Origin of the sequence: uncultured Phocaeicola sp. (assembly GCF_948499155.1) — a bacterium.
In the GTDB taxonomy this organism is placed as follows: Bacteria; Bacteroidota; Bacteroidia; order Bacteroidales; family Bacteroidaceae; genus Phocaeicola; species Phocaeicola faecalis.
Map to the genome: position 1 here is coordinate 16,276 of NZ_CAOOSE010000013.1, position 14,979 is coordinate 31,254.

A 14,979-nucleotide genomic window follows, 5' to 3' on the forward strand; every position below is an offset into this window, starting at 1 on the left:
TGAGAGTTCCGACACAGCCCCTTCACTGTTTTATCTCATCACCTTTATAGAGCCTGACGAATACGAACCAACTTAGTCAGCAATTCTTCGAGCAAATCAAGCTTCAACATATTGGCTCCATCACTTTTTGCAACGGTGGGGTCTTCATGTGTTTCCATAAACAGACCGTCCACTCCCACTGCTACCCCCGCCTTGGCAATCGTCTCAATCAATTGGGGCATACCACCGGTCACTCCACAGGTTTGATTAGGTTGCTGCAACGAATGAGTCACATCAAGAATCACAGGATGTCCGAAAGACTGCATCTCGGGAATACCGCGATAATCCACCAACAAGTCCTGATAACCAAATGTAGTACCACGTTCGGTCAGCATCACTTGGTCATTGCCTGCTTCCACCACTTTATCGGCTGCAAAGCGCATGGCACCGGGAGAGAGGAACTGTCCCTTCTTTATATTAACAATCTTTCCGGTCTGTGCTGCTGCGACCAATAAATCGGTCTGACGACAGAGGAATGCCGGAATCTGAAGTACATCCACATATTCGGCTGCCATTGCCGCTTCTTCAGCAGAATGAATGTCGGTCACTACGGGAACATCAAATGTCCGACTTACTTTCTGTAAAACTTTCAACGCTTTTTCGTCACCAATACCTGTAAAAGAGTCTAAACGTGAACGGTTTGCCTTACGGTATGAGCCTTTAAAAACGTATGGGATATTGAGTTTATCTGTCAGCTTTACTACACGTTCTGCTATACGGAGAGCCATTTCCTCACCTTCTATCACACATGGACCGGCCAACAGGAAAAAATTGTCACTCTTCTTTAAATCTGAAATTGTTATCATATTTATTTTATACTTTGAGAAGTTATTCATCTTACATCATTGAAGCCCCTATTTAGGAATGATTAACGTAATAGCTTCCGGCATGACAGACACTTCCAAAGGAAAATGCCTATCCAAGATTCGTCCATCCAAACTGACAGAAGCATTCTGCGCACGCAGAATCTTGACTTTACGCGTGCGGTATGGTTTCACCATTTTATGATTCAGAATTCGTCCCTTCAACAACATCCATAATCCAGAAAGCAACTGCAGCAATTCGGGACGATATATAACAGACACATCAAGCCAGCCATTATAAGGAACTGCACTCGGAGTAAGGCCATAACCACGGGCACTACCTACACAAACAGTCATAATACGACCACGAATATGTTCGTCATTGACACGTAAATGCATACGATAAAGCTTACGTTCAAACAACAGCAGGAACATGGAAGCGGCAAATGAGAGTTCACGAATTCCCCAAAAACGACGGGTTCCATCCGAGATTTGCACAATACGGGCGCCCAGCCCAATGTAAATGGCATTGATGAAATAACGGTTAGTATGCTGTTCACCATCAAAAAAGTTGCAACATCCCACATCTATCTTTCTCAAACGGCGATTGATAATCCAGTCCACCGCCTGCTTATAATTGTCTTCATCCAATCCCCAATATTTGGCAAAATCGTTGCCTATACCATTAGGGATAATTCCTAAAGCAATATTCTCCTTGTCTTCGGCAGAAGAACTCATGATGCCGTTGACAGCATCATTAATAGCACCATCGCCCCCCACAACCACTATCGTACGATAACCGTTATTGGCCAAAGTTCGCGCCAACCGTTCCACCGAGCCAAACCCTTCCGACTGAACATAATCAAACACGACTTTGCGGCTTTCCATATAGTTTCGTATCTCATTCCATCTCTTCTGAGTCTTGCGGCTACCGGCCTTCGGATTATATATGATTCCCCATCTGCTTGGTTCTACGGCCATAATATCTAACTTTTAGTATCTAACAAATTTATTATCTTCTCAACTTTCTCTTCTGTAGGCATCCGGGCATCCAGCCAATGAATGCTGAACCCTCTGCGCTCCATTCCGCGAAACCATGTCATCTGCCGCTTGGCAAATTGATGAATGGCAATTTCTAGTTGATGGAACATATCATCAAAAGAGAGTGCTCCGGTGGCATATAAAGTCAGATATTTATATTCCAAACCGTAGTATATTAAATCTTCGGCGGCAATACCTCCTTCTAGTAAAGCTTTCACTTCATCCACCATCCCTTCATCCAAACGTTGTTTCAGCCGGTGGGTAATCTTCTGCCGACGTAATTCCCTATCAATATCCACTCCTATTATCAAGCTATTCAGTGTGGGGAACTCGCGGTATTCAGGCGGTTGCTGCTTGTAGTATTCTTCTATTTCAATAGCACGGATAGCCCGCTTCACAGTATCCACATCGGTAGAATTATGCAATTTCTTGTATACCGACAGCATTTGCGTCAGTTCTTCCAGCGACTTACCAGCCAATGAAGCACGTAATTGGGGATTTTCGGGAACCGGCAGTAACCTGTATCCTTTCAGCACAGACTCCAAATACATGCCCGTGCCACCACATAAAACCGGTAACTTGCCCTTTTGTTTAACTTCGTTATATGCCGAAAGAAAATCTCGCTGATATTCGAATACATTATATTTATACCCAGGCTCCACAATATCAATCAGATGATAAGGCACTTGATGACCGTCTACGACATAGTCCGCCAAATCTTTCCCTGTTCCAAGGTCCATCCGGCGATATATCTGCCGGCTGTCTCCGCTAATAATTTCAGTGTCGAGCTTATATGCCAATGCAGCCGCCAATGGAGTTTTCCCCGAAGCAGTAGGACCTAATATCGTTATCAAATCATAATTTACCATCTAAAAAATATTTCTGCCACTGTTTCTCTTAATCCGAAACAGTCTTTCGGTTAATAATTGCACAAAGATAACGAATTTGTGTAATCTACAACCAAGAAAAAGAATAAAAGTCACAGAATTACTTGTCAGAAACGGCTTGTTGAAGAGTTTTCCACGTTTCCAGACTCAATACCTTCTCAAACCGGATATCATCACTCCCTTCCTTTGCCCAATTACATATTTGAATGGATCGTTTTTCAGAATCAGGATGAGTGCTTACCCACTCGGTCAACGAAGGTAGTTCTTCCTCTTTAGATAGTCTGAACAGAAATTCTCCAAAAGGTTCCGGATTTATTCCGGATTGCAAAAGATAGAGAACGGCTGTCTTGTCAGCCTCACTTTCCAACGTACGGTCATAGGCAGTAGAAGAAAGAAGTTTGGCAGTACTTCTCAACACTTCTCCACTTTGTCCCCCCGATGCCATGCCCACTAAAACAGAAAGCCCTACTTCCTTCACTAGTTTCTTCATGATATGACCTTTCTGCATGTGAGCTATCTCATGCGCCATTACCCCACATAATTCTTCCTGATTTTCGCATTTGGCAATAAGCGAAGTAAAAACAACAAGATGATTATCGGGAAAGGCAAAAGCATTGACTTCATCGCTTTGGACAACATGCAACTTTATTTTATCACGTTCTATATCATTGGCCTCACATAAATGTAACAGCAACGAATCCAATGGAGCAATAACTGTATCCGACTCTACAAAGACAGCAGAACCGGAATACAAATCCCAATACATATCTCCCAGTTTCTCCTCGATAACCGTCTCGCGCAAATCAAAAACCGAAAGCCAGTCTACACGCGAAAAAGAGAATAGCACGGCTAAAAACAACACTACCGATACGAGCGACTGCAAAAGTATTTTCTTTATCATGGCTTACAAATCAAATCAGTCAAACCTCCGTAAACATACCACTCTATCTGCTTGCCTTTTCTCACTTGTACGGCAGAGACCACTGTAGCTACAAAGTCTACAACATTGAACAATACAACGGTAAACAGATAAGCGAAATAAAAAGAAGTGAGTTCCACACCTCCAAAAAGCAAACCGACCGTCCACCAAAACAAGACACTGTTAGTACAGAACAATGGAAGTTGGGACACCAACGCCTGCGTACAATGCCATCGCACAAAATACGTCCGCCGCCTATTGGCTAAATAGAAAACAACCGTTGCCAACAAGTTTATAATAGGAAAAGGTAGTCCGGCCATCACAGCCAATAATGACATTAGATAACTGTTTGAAGCAGCCTCCAATTCATGTTCCGCGGGTTTATAGTATATCATAAGCCTTTATAAATATTCCAGCACCAATTAATTAATACAAGAAAAAGGAAAATAATGAAGACGCGTTTTCGAATGAAAATCCGGTCAATCCATAGATAAAAACGAAAAAAAGAATCTTCCCGCCTGATGATATCCAATAAGATCCACACAGGAAGCAGCAACATCAATACTGCCAGCAACATACCATTCGGGTTGAGTAACAATGATTCTTTCCAATGCCCTTGACAGAGTGCAATGAGGGCTCGTGTAGAACCACATGCAGGACAAGGAATATGGAATAACTGCTTAAACAAGCACCCTCGCCACACTCCCTCTTCCGCATGTATGGACGAAACGGCAAGCCATACATACCCGGCAGCACAAGCGACAACCGAAAGTATGTACAGAGCTTTTTTCGTCATTAAAGTACCATTTGAAGTTTTTGCATGTTCTTGTCGCGGGCAGCTCCCATAATGAGGAACCAGTCTACAATAGTCCAAATGCCAAAACCGCCGCAAGTGATTAACTTCGCAATTCCCAATCCTGTATCTCCAATAAAGAAGCGGTCAATACCCAGCGAACCGGCAAACAGAGAGATAATCAAACAGATAGTGGGGTCTTTGAACTGCATAACCTGCAACATTGACCATTTTGAATCGTCAGCAGCAAGCAACATATCTCTAATTGCTGCCACTTGATAATCGGGAAAGAACTTTCCGTTTGCCATTATAAAGGCATCTACTTTTTGTGCATCCATAACTTTTATTTGTTTAATATTATTCTTCAAATTGCACAAAGGTATAATTATATTTAATATATACCACATCTTTTCACAATTAATTGCTGACAGGACATAAAAAAACCGCCCGAATTACTTCGGGCGGCTGTTGCTATATGGATTATATAACTGATTAGCAGTTTACAGAAGCCATGTGAGCGATCAAATCCAATACTTTGTTAGAGTAACCGATTTCATTGTCATACCAAGAAACTACTTTAACGAAAGTATCAGTCAAAGCGATACCAGCTTTAGCATCGAAGATAGAAGTGCGAGTGTCACCCAAGAAGTCAGAAGAAACAACTGCATCTTCAGTGTAACCCAGAACACCCTTCAATTCGCCTTCAGAAGCTTCTTTCATAGCTGCACAAATTTCAGCGTATGTAGCCGGTTTAGCCAAGTTCACTGTCAAGTCAACTACAGAAACATCCAAAGTCGGAACACGCATTGACATACCAGTCAATTTACCATTCAATTCAGGAATAACTTTACCTACAGCCTTAGCAGCACCAGTAGATGAAGGGATAATGTTGCCAGAAGCAGCACGACCACCTCTCCAGTCTTTCATAGAAGGACCGTCAACTGTTTTCTGAGTAGCAGTTGTAGAGTGAACTGTAGTCATCAAACCGTCAGTAATACCCCATTTGTCATTCAATACCTTAGCGATAGGAGCCAAGCAGTTAGTAGTACAAGAAGCGTTAGAAACGAATTGAGTACCCTTAACATAAGATTTTTCGTTTACACCGCAAACGAACATCGGAGTATCATCTTTAGAAGGAGCTGACATAACTACATATTTAGCACCAGCTTCGATATGAGCCTGAGCTTTTTCTTTAGTCAAGAACAAACCAGTAGATTCAACTACGTATTCAGCACCGATTGCATCCCATTTCAAGTCAGCCGGATTTCTTTCAGCTGTTACGCGGATTGCATTGCCGTTTACGATCAACTTGCTGTTTTCTACGTCAGCTTCGATAGTACCTTCAAATTGTCCGTGCATTGTGTCATACTTCAACATATATGCTAAGTAATCAACCGGGCAAAGGTCATTGATACCTACGATCTGAATATCGTTTCTTTTCTGAGCTGCACGGAATACAAAACGGCCGATACGACCAAATCCGTTAATACCTACTTTAATCATTTTGTTTAATTTTTAAAGGTTTTATAATATAGCTTTTAAACACTCTAATTTGGAATGTTGTTAAACATTTAGTATTTATTTCCTAAACGCGGTGCAAAAATAAGAATTTGTTTTTATATTCGCGCATAATTTCATATTAAAATAAAAAAAAATGGGAAAAAGTAGTTTTTTACAAGACTTTAAAGCGTTTGCCATGCGTGGAAACGTTATTGACATGGCAGTCGGTGTTATCATCGGTGGTGCATTTGGAAAGATTGTCTCTTCCATCGTTGCGGATGTTATTATGCCTCCCATCGGGCTGTTAGTCGGCGGTGTAAACTTCACAGATTTAAAACTACAATTAAAGCCTGCCGAAGTGGTGGATGGCGTAGAGAAAGCCGCCGTAACCCTCAATTATGGAAATTTCCTCCAGGCCACGTTTGATTTTATCATTATCGCTTTCTCTATATTCTTATTTATCAGATTGCTCGCCCGCCTGAACCGCAAGAAGGAAGAAGTTCCGGCTCCTCCTGCAGCCCCTCCTGCCCCAAGTAAAGAAGAGGTGCTGTTAACCGAAATCCGCGATTTGTTGAAAGAACAGGCAGACCGGAAATAACAGGAAAGCTCTTAGGATAGAAAGGGATTTTTTACACATTCGTATGTGTGGGCCTATGCATATAAAATATGTGTAGTTCCACACATTCTTATATATATTCAGAATTGCTTCCATTGTGAAGACAAGATGAAGCTACAGCATACCAAAGCATGAAGTTTTTTACACTCAACTATAAAAATGCCTCTATGGTATGACGGATTTATAGTTTTTCTGAGTATCTTTGCGGCACGAAAACATTTACATATCATAATAATATGCAAGAAAAAATCATTATTCTCGATTTCGGTTCACAGACCACACAGCTTATCGGCCGTCGTGTCCGCGAACTGAATATGTATTGCGAGATTGTGCCTTACAACAAGTTTCCACATGATGACCCATCGGTTATCGGTGTCATCCTGTCGGGAAGCCCTTTCTCTGTTTACGATGAAAGTGCATTCAAGGTTGATTTAAGCAATATTCGTGGGAAATACCCTATTTTGGGCATCTGCTATGGCGCACAGTTTATGGCATACACCAATGGCGGAAAAGTAGAACCGGCCGGCACACGTGAATACGGACGCGCCCATCTCTCTACTTTCGAACATGAGAACCCCTTACTGAAAGGCATCCGCGAACAGTCTCAAGTATGGATGAGCCACGGAGATACAATCACTGCCATCCCTGATAACTTCAAAATTATCGCTTCAACAGATAAAGTCGCTATCGCCGCTTATCAGGCAGAAGGAGAAAAAGTATGGGGCGTACAGTTCCATCCGGAAGTATTCCACAGTGAAGACGGTACCCAATTACTGAAAAACTTCGTAGTAGATATCTGCGGTGGCAAGCAAGACTGGAGTGCAAGTTCATTTGTTGATACCACAGTGGCAGCCTTGAAAGAACAAGTAGGTAACGACCGCGTTATTCTCGGTCTAAGCGGAGGTGTGGATTCATCTGTTGCAGCCGTGTTGTTGCACCGTGCCATTGGCAAGAACCTGACTTGTATCTTTGTTGACCACGGTTTGTTGCGCAAGAATGAATTCAAGAATGTGATGCATGATTACGAATGTCTGGGTCTGAACGTAATCGGCGTAGATGCCAGCGACAAGTTCTTTAAAGACTTGGAAGGCGTGACTGATCCCGAACAAAAGCGTAAGATTATTGGTCGTGACTTTGTAGAAGTATTCAATGCCGAAGCACATAAAATAACCGATGCCAAATGGTTGGCACAAGGTACTATCTACCCTGACCGCATCGAAAGTCTGAACATCACCGGAAAGACTATCAAAAGTCATCACAACGTAGGTGGTCTGCCCGAAGAAATGCATCTTAGCCTATGTGAGCCCTTGCAATGGCTTTTCAAAGATGAAGTACGCCGTGTAGGTCGTGAATTAGGCATACCCGAACATCTGATTACCCGTCATCCGTTCCCCGGTCCGGGCTTGGCTGTACGCATCTTAGGCGATATTACCCGCGAGAAGGTACGCATTCTGCAGGATGCAGACGACATCTTTATTCAAGGCTTACGTGATTGGATGGTAAAAGATGCCGACGGTAATGATATTGCCCTCTATCACCAAGTGTGGCAGGCAGGTGTCATCCTGTTGCCGGTACAAAGTGTAGGCGTAATGGGCGATGAACGTACTTATGAACGTGCCGTGGCTCTGCGTGCTGTAACCAGTACCGATGCCATGACTGCTGACTGGGCCCATCTTCCTTACGAGTTTATGGCTAAGGTTTCAAATGATATCATTAATAAGGTAAAAGGCGTTAACCGCGTTTGCTATGATATCTCCTCCAAACCACCCGCCACAATTGAGTGGGAATAATCTAAATAATATCCACTGTAGGGCGGAAATTTTCTGCCCCCTACAGCGGATGATTAAAATTTCTCAATAACCATGGCAGACAACTATATAGAAAGACAGTTCGAACAATATCAAGCTAAAAAGGCCGCTTGGCAAAAGACACCCAAACATACTCCCAAGAAAGCGAACTCCAAAAGAGTCTTTGTAACCGGAGGAGCCAACGGCATCGGTAAGGCTATCGTAAAAGCATTCAGACAGGAAGGTTGTCCGGTAGCGTTTTGCGACAAAGATGAAACATCGGGACTGCAAACTGCCAAAGAAACAGGAGCTGCATTCTATCCTGTAGACATACAAAATAGAGAAGCACTGGAAAGTTGTATGCTAGCACTCATAGAAAGGTGGGGAGATATAGACATCTTAATCAATAACGCCGGAGTAAGCCTGTTTTCTGACCTCACCGAAACAAGTGTAGAAGACTTTGACCGAATCTTATCCATCAATCTCCGACCGGTGTTTATAACCTCAAGACTTCTTGCCATCCACCGCAAAGCTCAAGACTCTCCGCAGCATTATGGCAGAATCATTAATATTTGTTCCACGCGCCATTTAATGAGTGAACCGGGAAGTGAAGGTTATGCTGCCTCAAAGGGAGGAATCTATTCGCTCACCCACGCACTTGCCTTATCGCTTGCCAATCAGCATATCACTGTCAACTCTATCTCACCGGGATGGATACAGACACAAGAGTATGGGCTTCTCCGCCCCGAGGACCACGCACAGCATCCCTCCGGTCGGGTGGGAAAACCGGAAGATATTGCCCGAATGTGCTTGTTTCTTTGTCAAGAAGAAAATGATTTTATCAATGGCGAAAACATAACGATTGATGGTGGAATGACTAAAAAGATGATTTATATAGAATAAATCACCTCCACCTTTATCTGTATATTTCCCTTTCTGTTTCTATTTTTTCCGGCTTCAGCATCTTCTTTCCTATTTAGTACCCACACACTTCTTACTTTTGTCGCAAACTTAAAAGACAAAATATGAAGATAAACGTACATTCTATGCTATTACTAAGCCTCGCCGCACTACTTTCTTCCTGTGCCGCCGGAGGCAATGAAAAGAAACAAGACTTTATTGTAAAGACCACACAAGCTGTCCCCGTTTCACATCAGGACGACAAAGAGTTCTCCTTTATCGCCCAACCTTTCCGCACTTCCGAGTTATCCTTCCGGGTGGGCGGCCCCATTGACCGTTTTGATGTATATGCCGGTAACCGATACAAACAAGGCAGCATCATAGCCGAAATAGACCCGCGCGATTTCCGCATCCGCAAAGAACGTGCCGAGGCAGTCTACCATCAGGCAAAGGCAGAATTCGAACGTATACAAAAGTTATATGATAAGGGCAACATCTCGGCAAGTTCCTACGAAAAGGCAAAAGCGGACTATACCACCGCCAAAACAGCTTTCGATACCGCTTCATACGAACTGGAGGATACACGCCTTATCGCTCCGTTCAATGGTTATGTAGGTGAGGTATATATAGAGAAATATCAGGATGTAAAAGCAACCCAGCCCGTCATTTCTTTTATTGATATTGACCAACTTAAACTGGAAATCTATGTCACTCAGGATATTGCCTATGCAGCGCAGGCACTGGATACGATACAAGTACGATTCGATGCACAACCCGATAAAGTATATAAAGCACAGATAGCGGAAGTTTCCAAAGGAACCACCCGCAACAACCTCTCTTATCTGTTGACCGCTTTACTTCCTAACAAAGAAGGAAAATTACTGGCAGGCATGTCCGGCAAAGCAAGATTGAACCGCTCCTCTATAACAACAGATGCCTCCAAAGGGGTGGCTGTCCCTCAAACGGCTCTTTGCCATCGTCCCACGGAAGGTGACTATCTATGGGTAGTCGATACAAATACCCAAGAGGTAAACCGAAGAAAAGTAAAGAAAGGAGATTTGTTACCGAATGGCTATGTAGCTATCACCGAAGGTTTGCATCCCAATGAAATCGTAGCGACAAGCGGACTCCGTTTTTTCTCGGACGGAATGAAAATCAACGCAACCGAACTGTAACGCCCCACCGTAGGGGCAGACCCATGTGTCTGCCCGAATGCATATAGTTATGGGTATTGCCAATTGTTATCGGGCGGACACATGGGTCCGCCCCTACGGTCAACAAAAACGTAATAAGACAAAGAAAAAAACAAATATGAAATTAGTAAAATACTTTCTACAAAAAAAGTCAGTCACCCTCTTGTTATTGGTTCTGATACTGGCCGGCGGTCTGTTCTCCTACATCAAAATGGGAAAACTGGAAGACGCCCCCTTTACCATCAAACAGGCACTCGTACTGACTCCTTACCCCGGAGCATCGCCCTCCGAAGTACAATCTCAGGTAACCGATATTCTGGAAGAATCCATCCAGTCTCTTGGTGAGCTCTATTATCTGAAAACAGAGAACCGGGCCGGACTCTCCAAAATCACCGTATATGTGAAAAAGGAAACCCGTGCAGACGAAATGCAACAACTCTGGGACAAACTACGCCGCAAAGTGAACGATGTACAAGGCAAACTTCCCGCCGGAGCAGGTCCATCGGTCGTCAATGATGACTTTGGGGATGTATTAGGTGTTTTTTATGGCCTCACCGGAAACGGTCATACCTATAGGGAACTGGAAGACGAGGCTAAAATCATCAAGAATGAGCTCCTGAAAGTAAAGGATGTAGCCAAAGTGGAAATTTACGGAGTACAGACACCCACTATCGACGTATCTGTCAGCCCGTCCGTCATGACACAAAGTGGAATCACCACTTCTGATATAGCCCGAGCATTCGAAGCACAGAACAAAGTAGTGGATGCAGGAGGAATTGATGCCGGACAAAACCGGCTGCGCATCGAGTCTACCGGAAATTTCTATTCATTGGATGATATCAGAGACCTGACTATCGTTTCACGCTCAGGCGAACATTTCCGCCTCGCCGATATAGCACGGATAGAAGAAAGTTATCAGACACCTGCCAGCAACCTGATGCGCATTGACGGTCATCCGGCCGTAGGCATTGCCATCTCTACCGTCCCTACCGGAAACGTAGTGGATATGGCAGAAGCCGTGAAAAAAAGAATTGACGAATTATCGCAATCCATGCCTCAAGGATATGAACTGACCTCCATCTATGACCAAGGATATGAATCAGACGTTGCCAATCAAGGCTTTATCTTGAACCTCATCATTTCCGTTCTAACCGTTATAGCCATTCTATTATTTTTCATCGGATTCAAGAATGGTACTTTGATTGGTAGCGGACTGATTTTTTCCATCTTCGCCACACTCATTGTCATGATGGCTTGCGGCATCGCACTTCAACGAATGTCATTAGCCGCCATCATTATCGCCATGGGAATGTTGGTAGACAATGCTATCGTGGTTTCAGACTCAGCCTTAATCAACATGGAGCGCGGAATGCGGAAGCGTGTAGCTATCATGCGTGCCTGCTCTGCTACCGCTTTGCCCTTGTTGGCGGCAACAATCATCGCTATTCTTACCTTCCTCCCTATCTATTATTCACCACATATCACAGGTGAATTGCTATCTTCATTGGTTGTGGTCATTGGAGTATCACTGATGTTCAGCTGGGTGTTCGCACTGACGCAGACCCCTTTCTTTATACAGGAGTTTGTCCGTCGTCCGCGTCCCGAGGAACTGAAATCGGCTTTATTCGACGGAAAATATTACAATCGCTTCCGCAACGCCCTGCACTGGGTACTCCGCCATCGGTCGGTCACTATCGGTTCACTGGTAGTTATGCTGATACTCTCTGCCTGGAGTTTCAAATTTATCCCCAAAGTGTTTGTACCTGCGCTAGACAAACAATACTTTACCGTAGATATGTGGTTGCCCGAAGGAACGAACATCAACGAAACAGACCGTATGGCAAGTAACTTGGCGGACTATATTCGCGGACACGAAGAAACGGAAATGGTTTCTACCTACATAGGCCGCACTCCGCCTCGTTACTATCTGTCTAATGTAGCTTTCGGTCCTCAGTCCAACTATGCACAGATATTGGTGAAGTGCAAGACCCCGAAAGAGTCCAGGCAACTGCACGCGTTGCTGCAAGACTCCATCCGTCAGAAGTATCCCGAGCCACTGATAAAAGTGAACAAGTTCGAACTTAGCCCTTTGACGGAAGCCGTCATCGAGGCCCGTTTCCTAGGACCGGACCCTGCCGTACTGGATTCACTGGCAGGAAAAGCCATAGAAATCATGCGGCGCAATCCCAAAGTAGCGGATGCCCGTAACGAATGGGGAAATATGGCCCTGATGATTCGCCCCGTCTACGACCCGGTAAAAGCCGGTGCGCTAGGCATTACCAAAGCGCAAATGATGCAATCTGTCAAGTCTATCAGTGACGGGACTCCCGTAGGAATTTATCGGGATAACGAAAAGAAAGTACCCGTATTACTGAAATCGGAAGGAGTCCATATTACAGACGCCCGGTCTTTAGGTGATTTTTCTGTTTGGAACGGAGAACATTCAGCACCTCTGTCGCAAGTGACGGAAAAGATTGAAACCACTTGGGAGTTTCCACAGATACGTACCTATAACCGCCAGTTATCCATGGCCGCCATGTGCGGAGTAAAACCGGGACACACCATGGCCGAAGTACATGGAGAAATACGGAAAGAAATAGAAGCCATAGAATTGCCCGAAGGGTATACCTTCTTTTGGGACGCCCAATACAAAGACCAAGGTGAAGCAATGCAGGCCATTGCCAAATTCTTTCCTTTGGCTTTCTTGATGCTGGTCGTGATTTTGGTAGCCTTATTCGGCAATTTCCGTCAACCGGTCATTATCCTATGTGTGCTTCCGCTCTCCCTTATCGGGGTAGCTGTAGGTATGCTGCTCACCGGGTTTGATTTCGGATTCTTCCCCATCGCCGGATGGTTGGGGCTGCTGGGTATGATTATCAAGAATGTCATCGTACTGTTGGATGAAATAAATATACAGCGCAGGAACGGTGTCACTCCTTATACAGCCGTCATAGAGGCCACCGTATCCAGAACACGTCCTGTACTGATGGCAGCTACCACTACGATTCTGGGAATGGTTCCTCTGTTATTCGATATAGCGTTTGGAGGAATGGCAGCCACTATCATCTTCGGGCTGACATTCGCTACGTTATTGACATTATTTGTAACACCGGCACTGTATGCCATATTTTATAAGATTAAGTAATCGTACTATCACCCTCAAAATAGATATAGCTCATGAAAAAAATTAATATACTGTTTATCTTTATTTTTAGTGTTCCGTCCGCTACTTTCGCCCAACAAAGTGATTTATTGGAAAAGTACAGGTCAATGGCTGTAGAATACAACCATGACCTGAAGGCGGCGGATAAACATATCTCGGCCAGTATCGAACTGGAGAAAGCTGCCCAGAAGGACTTGCGTCCCAAACTATCGGGTGACGCCAACTTTCAATATACCGGCAATCCCATCCAGCTCACTCTGAACCTGCCCAGTATGCAGAATCCGTTGACCTTCGAAGGTAAGGATATGAAATACGGCGCCTCTCTCAGCCTATTGCAACCGGTCTATACAGGCGGCCGTCTACTGGAAACCATCCGAATGGCAAAGCATCAACATAGTCTGGCAGCACATCAGGCGGAATATTTCCGTTCCGCCGTGTGCTACCAAACCGATATGCAATACTGGAACACCGTAGCCCGTGCCGAACTTCTGCAGGTAGCCACCGACTATCGGAACTCCATCGCCTCACTCACTCAAACCATCCGTGAACGGGTGGAGGTAGGCTTGGTGGACCCACAAGACCTGCTCATGGCAGAGGTAAAGCTAAACGAAGCCGAATACCAATTGCTTCAGGCAAAAAGCAATCTTGAAACCGGAAGAATGGCGTTCAACTCGCTGATTGGGCTGGAACTAAATGAACCGACGGAAGTGGAAGACACTATTCCTTCCATCGTCATGAATGAACAGTTATGGAGTTTGAACGGCTCCAACCGGCCGGAATTAAAAATGGCATACGACCAAATCAACATAGCCGAAAGTTCAAAGAAACTGACAGACTCCAAATATAAGCCGCAACTTTATGTCGGCATAGAGGGAAGTTACTCCTCACCCGGATATAACTTCAAATCCGACCTTGACCCCAATTATGCTGTTTATGCCAAACTGTCGGTTCCTATTTTCGAATGGGGAAAACGGCGCAATGAGAAACGGGCGTCTTCTTTCCAAGTCGGTGCGGCTACCGATAACCTTCATCAAGTAAGTGACCATGTGAACCTTGAGGTCCAGACCGCCCGCGTTTCGTTATCCCAAGCAATGGAACAAGTACAACTGACCGGAAACTCACTGGACAAAGCGCGCCAAAACGAACGCATGGCATTGGAAAGATATGCGGAAGGAAAAGTGTCAGTAGTGGAGGTGATAGAGGCACAGAACTACCGGCAGGCCTCACAAACCAATTATGTGCAAGCCAAAGTATCCGCACAAGGATATTATTCCACACTGCTGAAAGCATTGAATAAATACTAGAAAGTGATTATTATTCTATAAAATATTGTAGCTT

14 protein-coding genes are annotated in these 14,979 nt (G+C 44.3%); 6 read left to right on the top strand and 8 right to left on the bottom strand.

Going from position 1 to position 14,979, the window contains the following annotated elements; genetic code table 11:
• Positions 1-44: 44 nt before the first annotated feature.
• The 8 genes from kdsA to gap all read right to left on the bottom strand — a co-directional run bounded on the left by kdsA (position 45) and on the right by gap (position 5,985).
• On the bottom strand, positions 45-845 hold the full coding sequence (kdsA, locus tag QYT14_RS10730) for a 3-deoxy-8-phosphooctulonate synthase (RefSeq protein ID WP_237038545.1): 801 nt from the start codon (positions 843-845) through the stop codon (positions 45-47).
• Between the two features lie 48 nt (positions 846-893).
• Positions 894-1,823: a YegS/Rv2252/BmrU family lipid kinase gene (locus tag QYT14_RS10735; protein ID WP_237038546.1), complete on the bottom strand. Its 930-nt coding sequence runs from the start codon at positions 1,821-1,823 to the stop codon at positions 894-896.
• Between the two features lie 5 nt (positions 1,824-1,828).
• Positions 1,829-2,752 carry a tRNA (adenosine(37)-N6)-dimethylallyltransferase MiaA gene (miaA, locus tag QYT14_RS10740; RefSeq protein ID WP_288324859.1) on the bottom strand — a complete coding sequence of 308 codons (924 nt, stop codon included), beginning with the start codon at positions 2,750-2,752 and terminating at the stop codon, positions 1,829-1,831.
• Between the two features lie 118 nt (positions 2,753-2,870).
• Positions 2,871-3,671 (bottom strand): M48 family metallopeptidase, encoded by an 801-nt coding sequence (locus QYT14_RS10745; RefSeq protein WP_288324858.1) that lies wholly within the window; start codon positions 3,669-3,671, stop codon positions 2,871-2,873.
• On the bottom strand, positions 3,668-4,084 hold the full coding sequence (locus QYT14_RS10750) for a DUF4870 domain-containing protein (RefSeq protein WP_237038549.1): 417 nt from the start codon (positions 4,082-4,084) through the stop codon (positions 3,668-3,670). The genes QYT14_RS10745 and QYT14_RS10750 overlap by 4 nt, the downstream gene beginning before the upstream one ends.
• Entirely contained in the window at positions 4,081-4,485 is a 405-nt protein-coding gene (locus QYT14_RS10755) for a DUF2752 domain-containing protein (protein ID WP_237038550.1), read from the bottom strand. The genes QYT14_RS10750 and QYT14_RS10755 overlap by 4 nt, the downstream gene beginning before the upstream one ends.
• Positions 4,485-4,820: a TM2 domain-containing protein gene (locus QYT14_RS10760; protein WP_005939244.1), complete on the bottom strand. Its 336-nt coding sequence runs from the start codon at positions 4,818-4,820 to the stop codon at positions 4,485-4,487. Before QYT14_RS10760 ends, QYT14_RS10755 begins: the two co-directional genes overlap by 1 nt.
• A gap of 154 nt (positions 4,821-4,974) precedes the next feature.
• Positions 4,975-5,985 carry a type I glyceraldehyde-3-phosphate dehydrogenase gene (gene gap, locus QYT14_RS10765; RefSeq protein WP_237038551.1) on the bottom strand — a complete coding sequence of 337 codons (1,011 nt, stop codon included), beginning with the start codon at positions 5,983-5,985 and terminating at the stop codon, positions 4,975-4,977.
• Positions 5,986-6,136: 151 nt separating this feature from the next.
• On the opposite strand from gap, the gene mscL reads away from it, so the two are divergent.
• From mscL to QYT14_RS10795, 6 genes are all read left to right on the top strand, one after another.
• Positions 6,137-6,580, top strand: a complete 444-nt coding sequence (gene mscL / locus QYT14_RS10770; protein WP_237038552.1) for a large-conductance mechanosensitive channel protein MscL — start codon at positions 6,137-6,139, stop codon at positions 6,578-6,580.
• Between the two features lie 254 nt (positions 6,581-6,834).
• On the top strand, positions 6,835-8,388 hold the full coding sequence (gene guaA, locus QYT14_RS10775) for a glutamine-hydrolyzing GMP synthase (RefSeq protein ID WP_237038553.1): 1,554 nt from the start codon (positions 6,835-6,837) through the stop codon (positions 8,386-8,388).
• Positions 8,389-8,460: 72 nt separating this feature from the next.
• Entirely contained in the window at positions 8,461-9,288 is an 828-nt protein-coding gene (locus QYT14_RS10780) for an SDR family oxidoreductase (RefSeq protein ID WP_237038554.1), read from the top strand.
• Positions 9,289-9,410: 122 nt separating this feature from the next.
• A complete protein-coding gene (locus tag QYT14_RS10785) occupies positions 9,411-10,460 on the top strand; it encodes an efflux RND transporter periplasmic adaptor subunit (RefSeq protein WP_288324857.1) in 1,050 nt (349 codons plus the stop codon).
• A gap of 136 nt (positions 10,461-10,596) precedes the next feature.
• On the top strand, positions 10,597-13,623 hold the full coding sequence (locus QYT14_RS10790) for an efflux RND transporter permease subunit (RefSeq protein ID WP_288324856.1): 3,027 nt from the start codon (positions 10,597-10,599) through the stop codon (positions 13,621-13,623).
• 32 nt (positions 13,624-13,655) lie between these two features.
• Positions 13,656-14,945 (top strand): TolC family protein, encoded by a 1,290-nt coding sequence (locus QYT14_RS10795; protein ID WP_288324855.1) that lies wholly within the window; start codon positions 13,656-13,658, stop codon positions 14,943-14,945.
• The last annotated feature ends 34 nt before the right edge of the window (positions 14,946-14,979 follow it).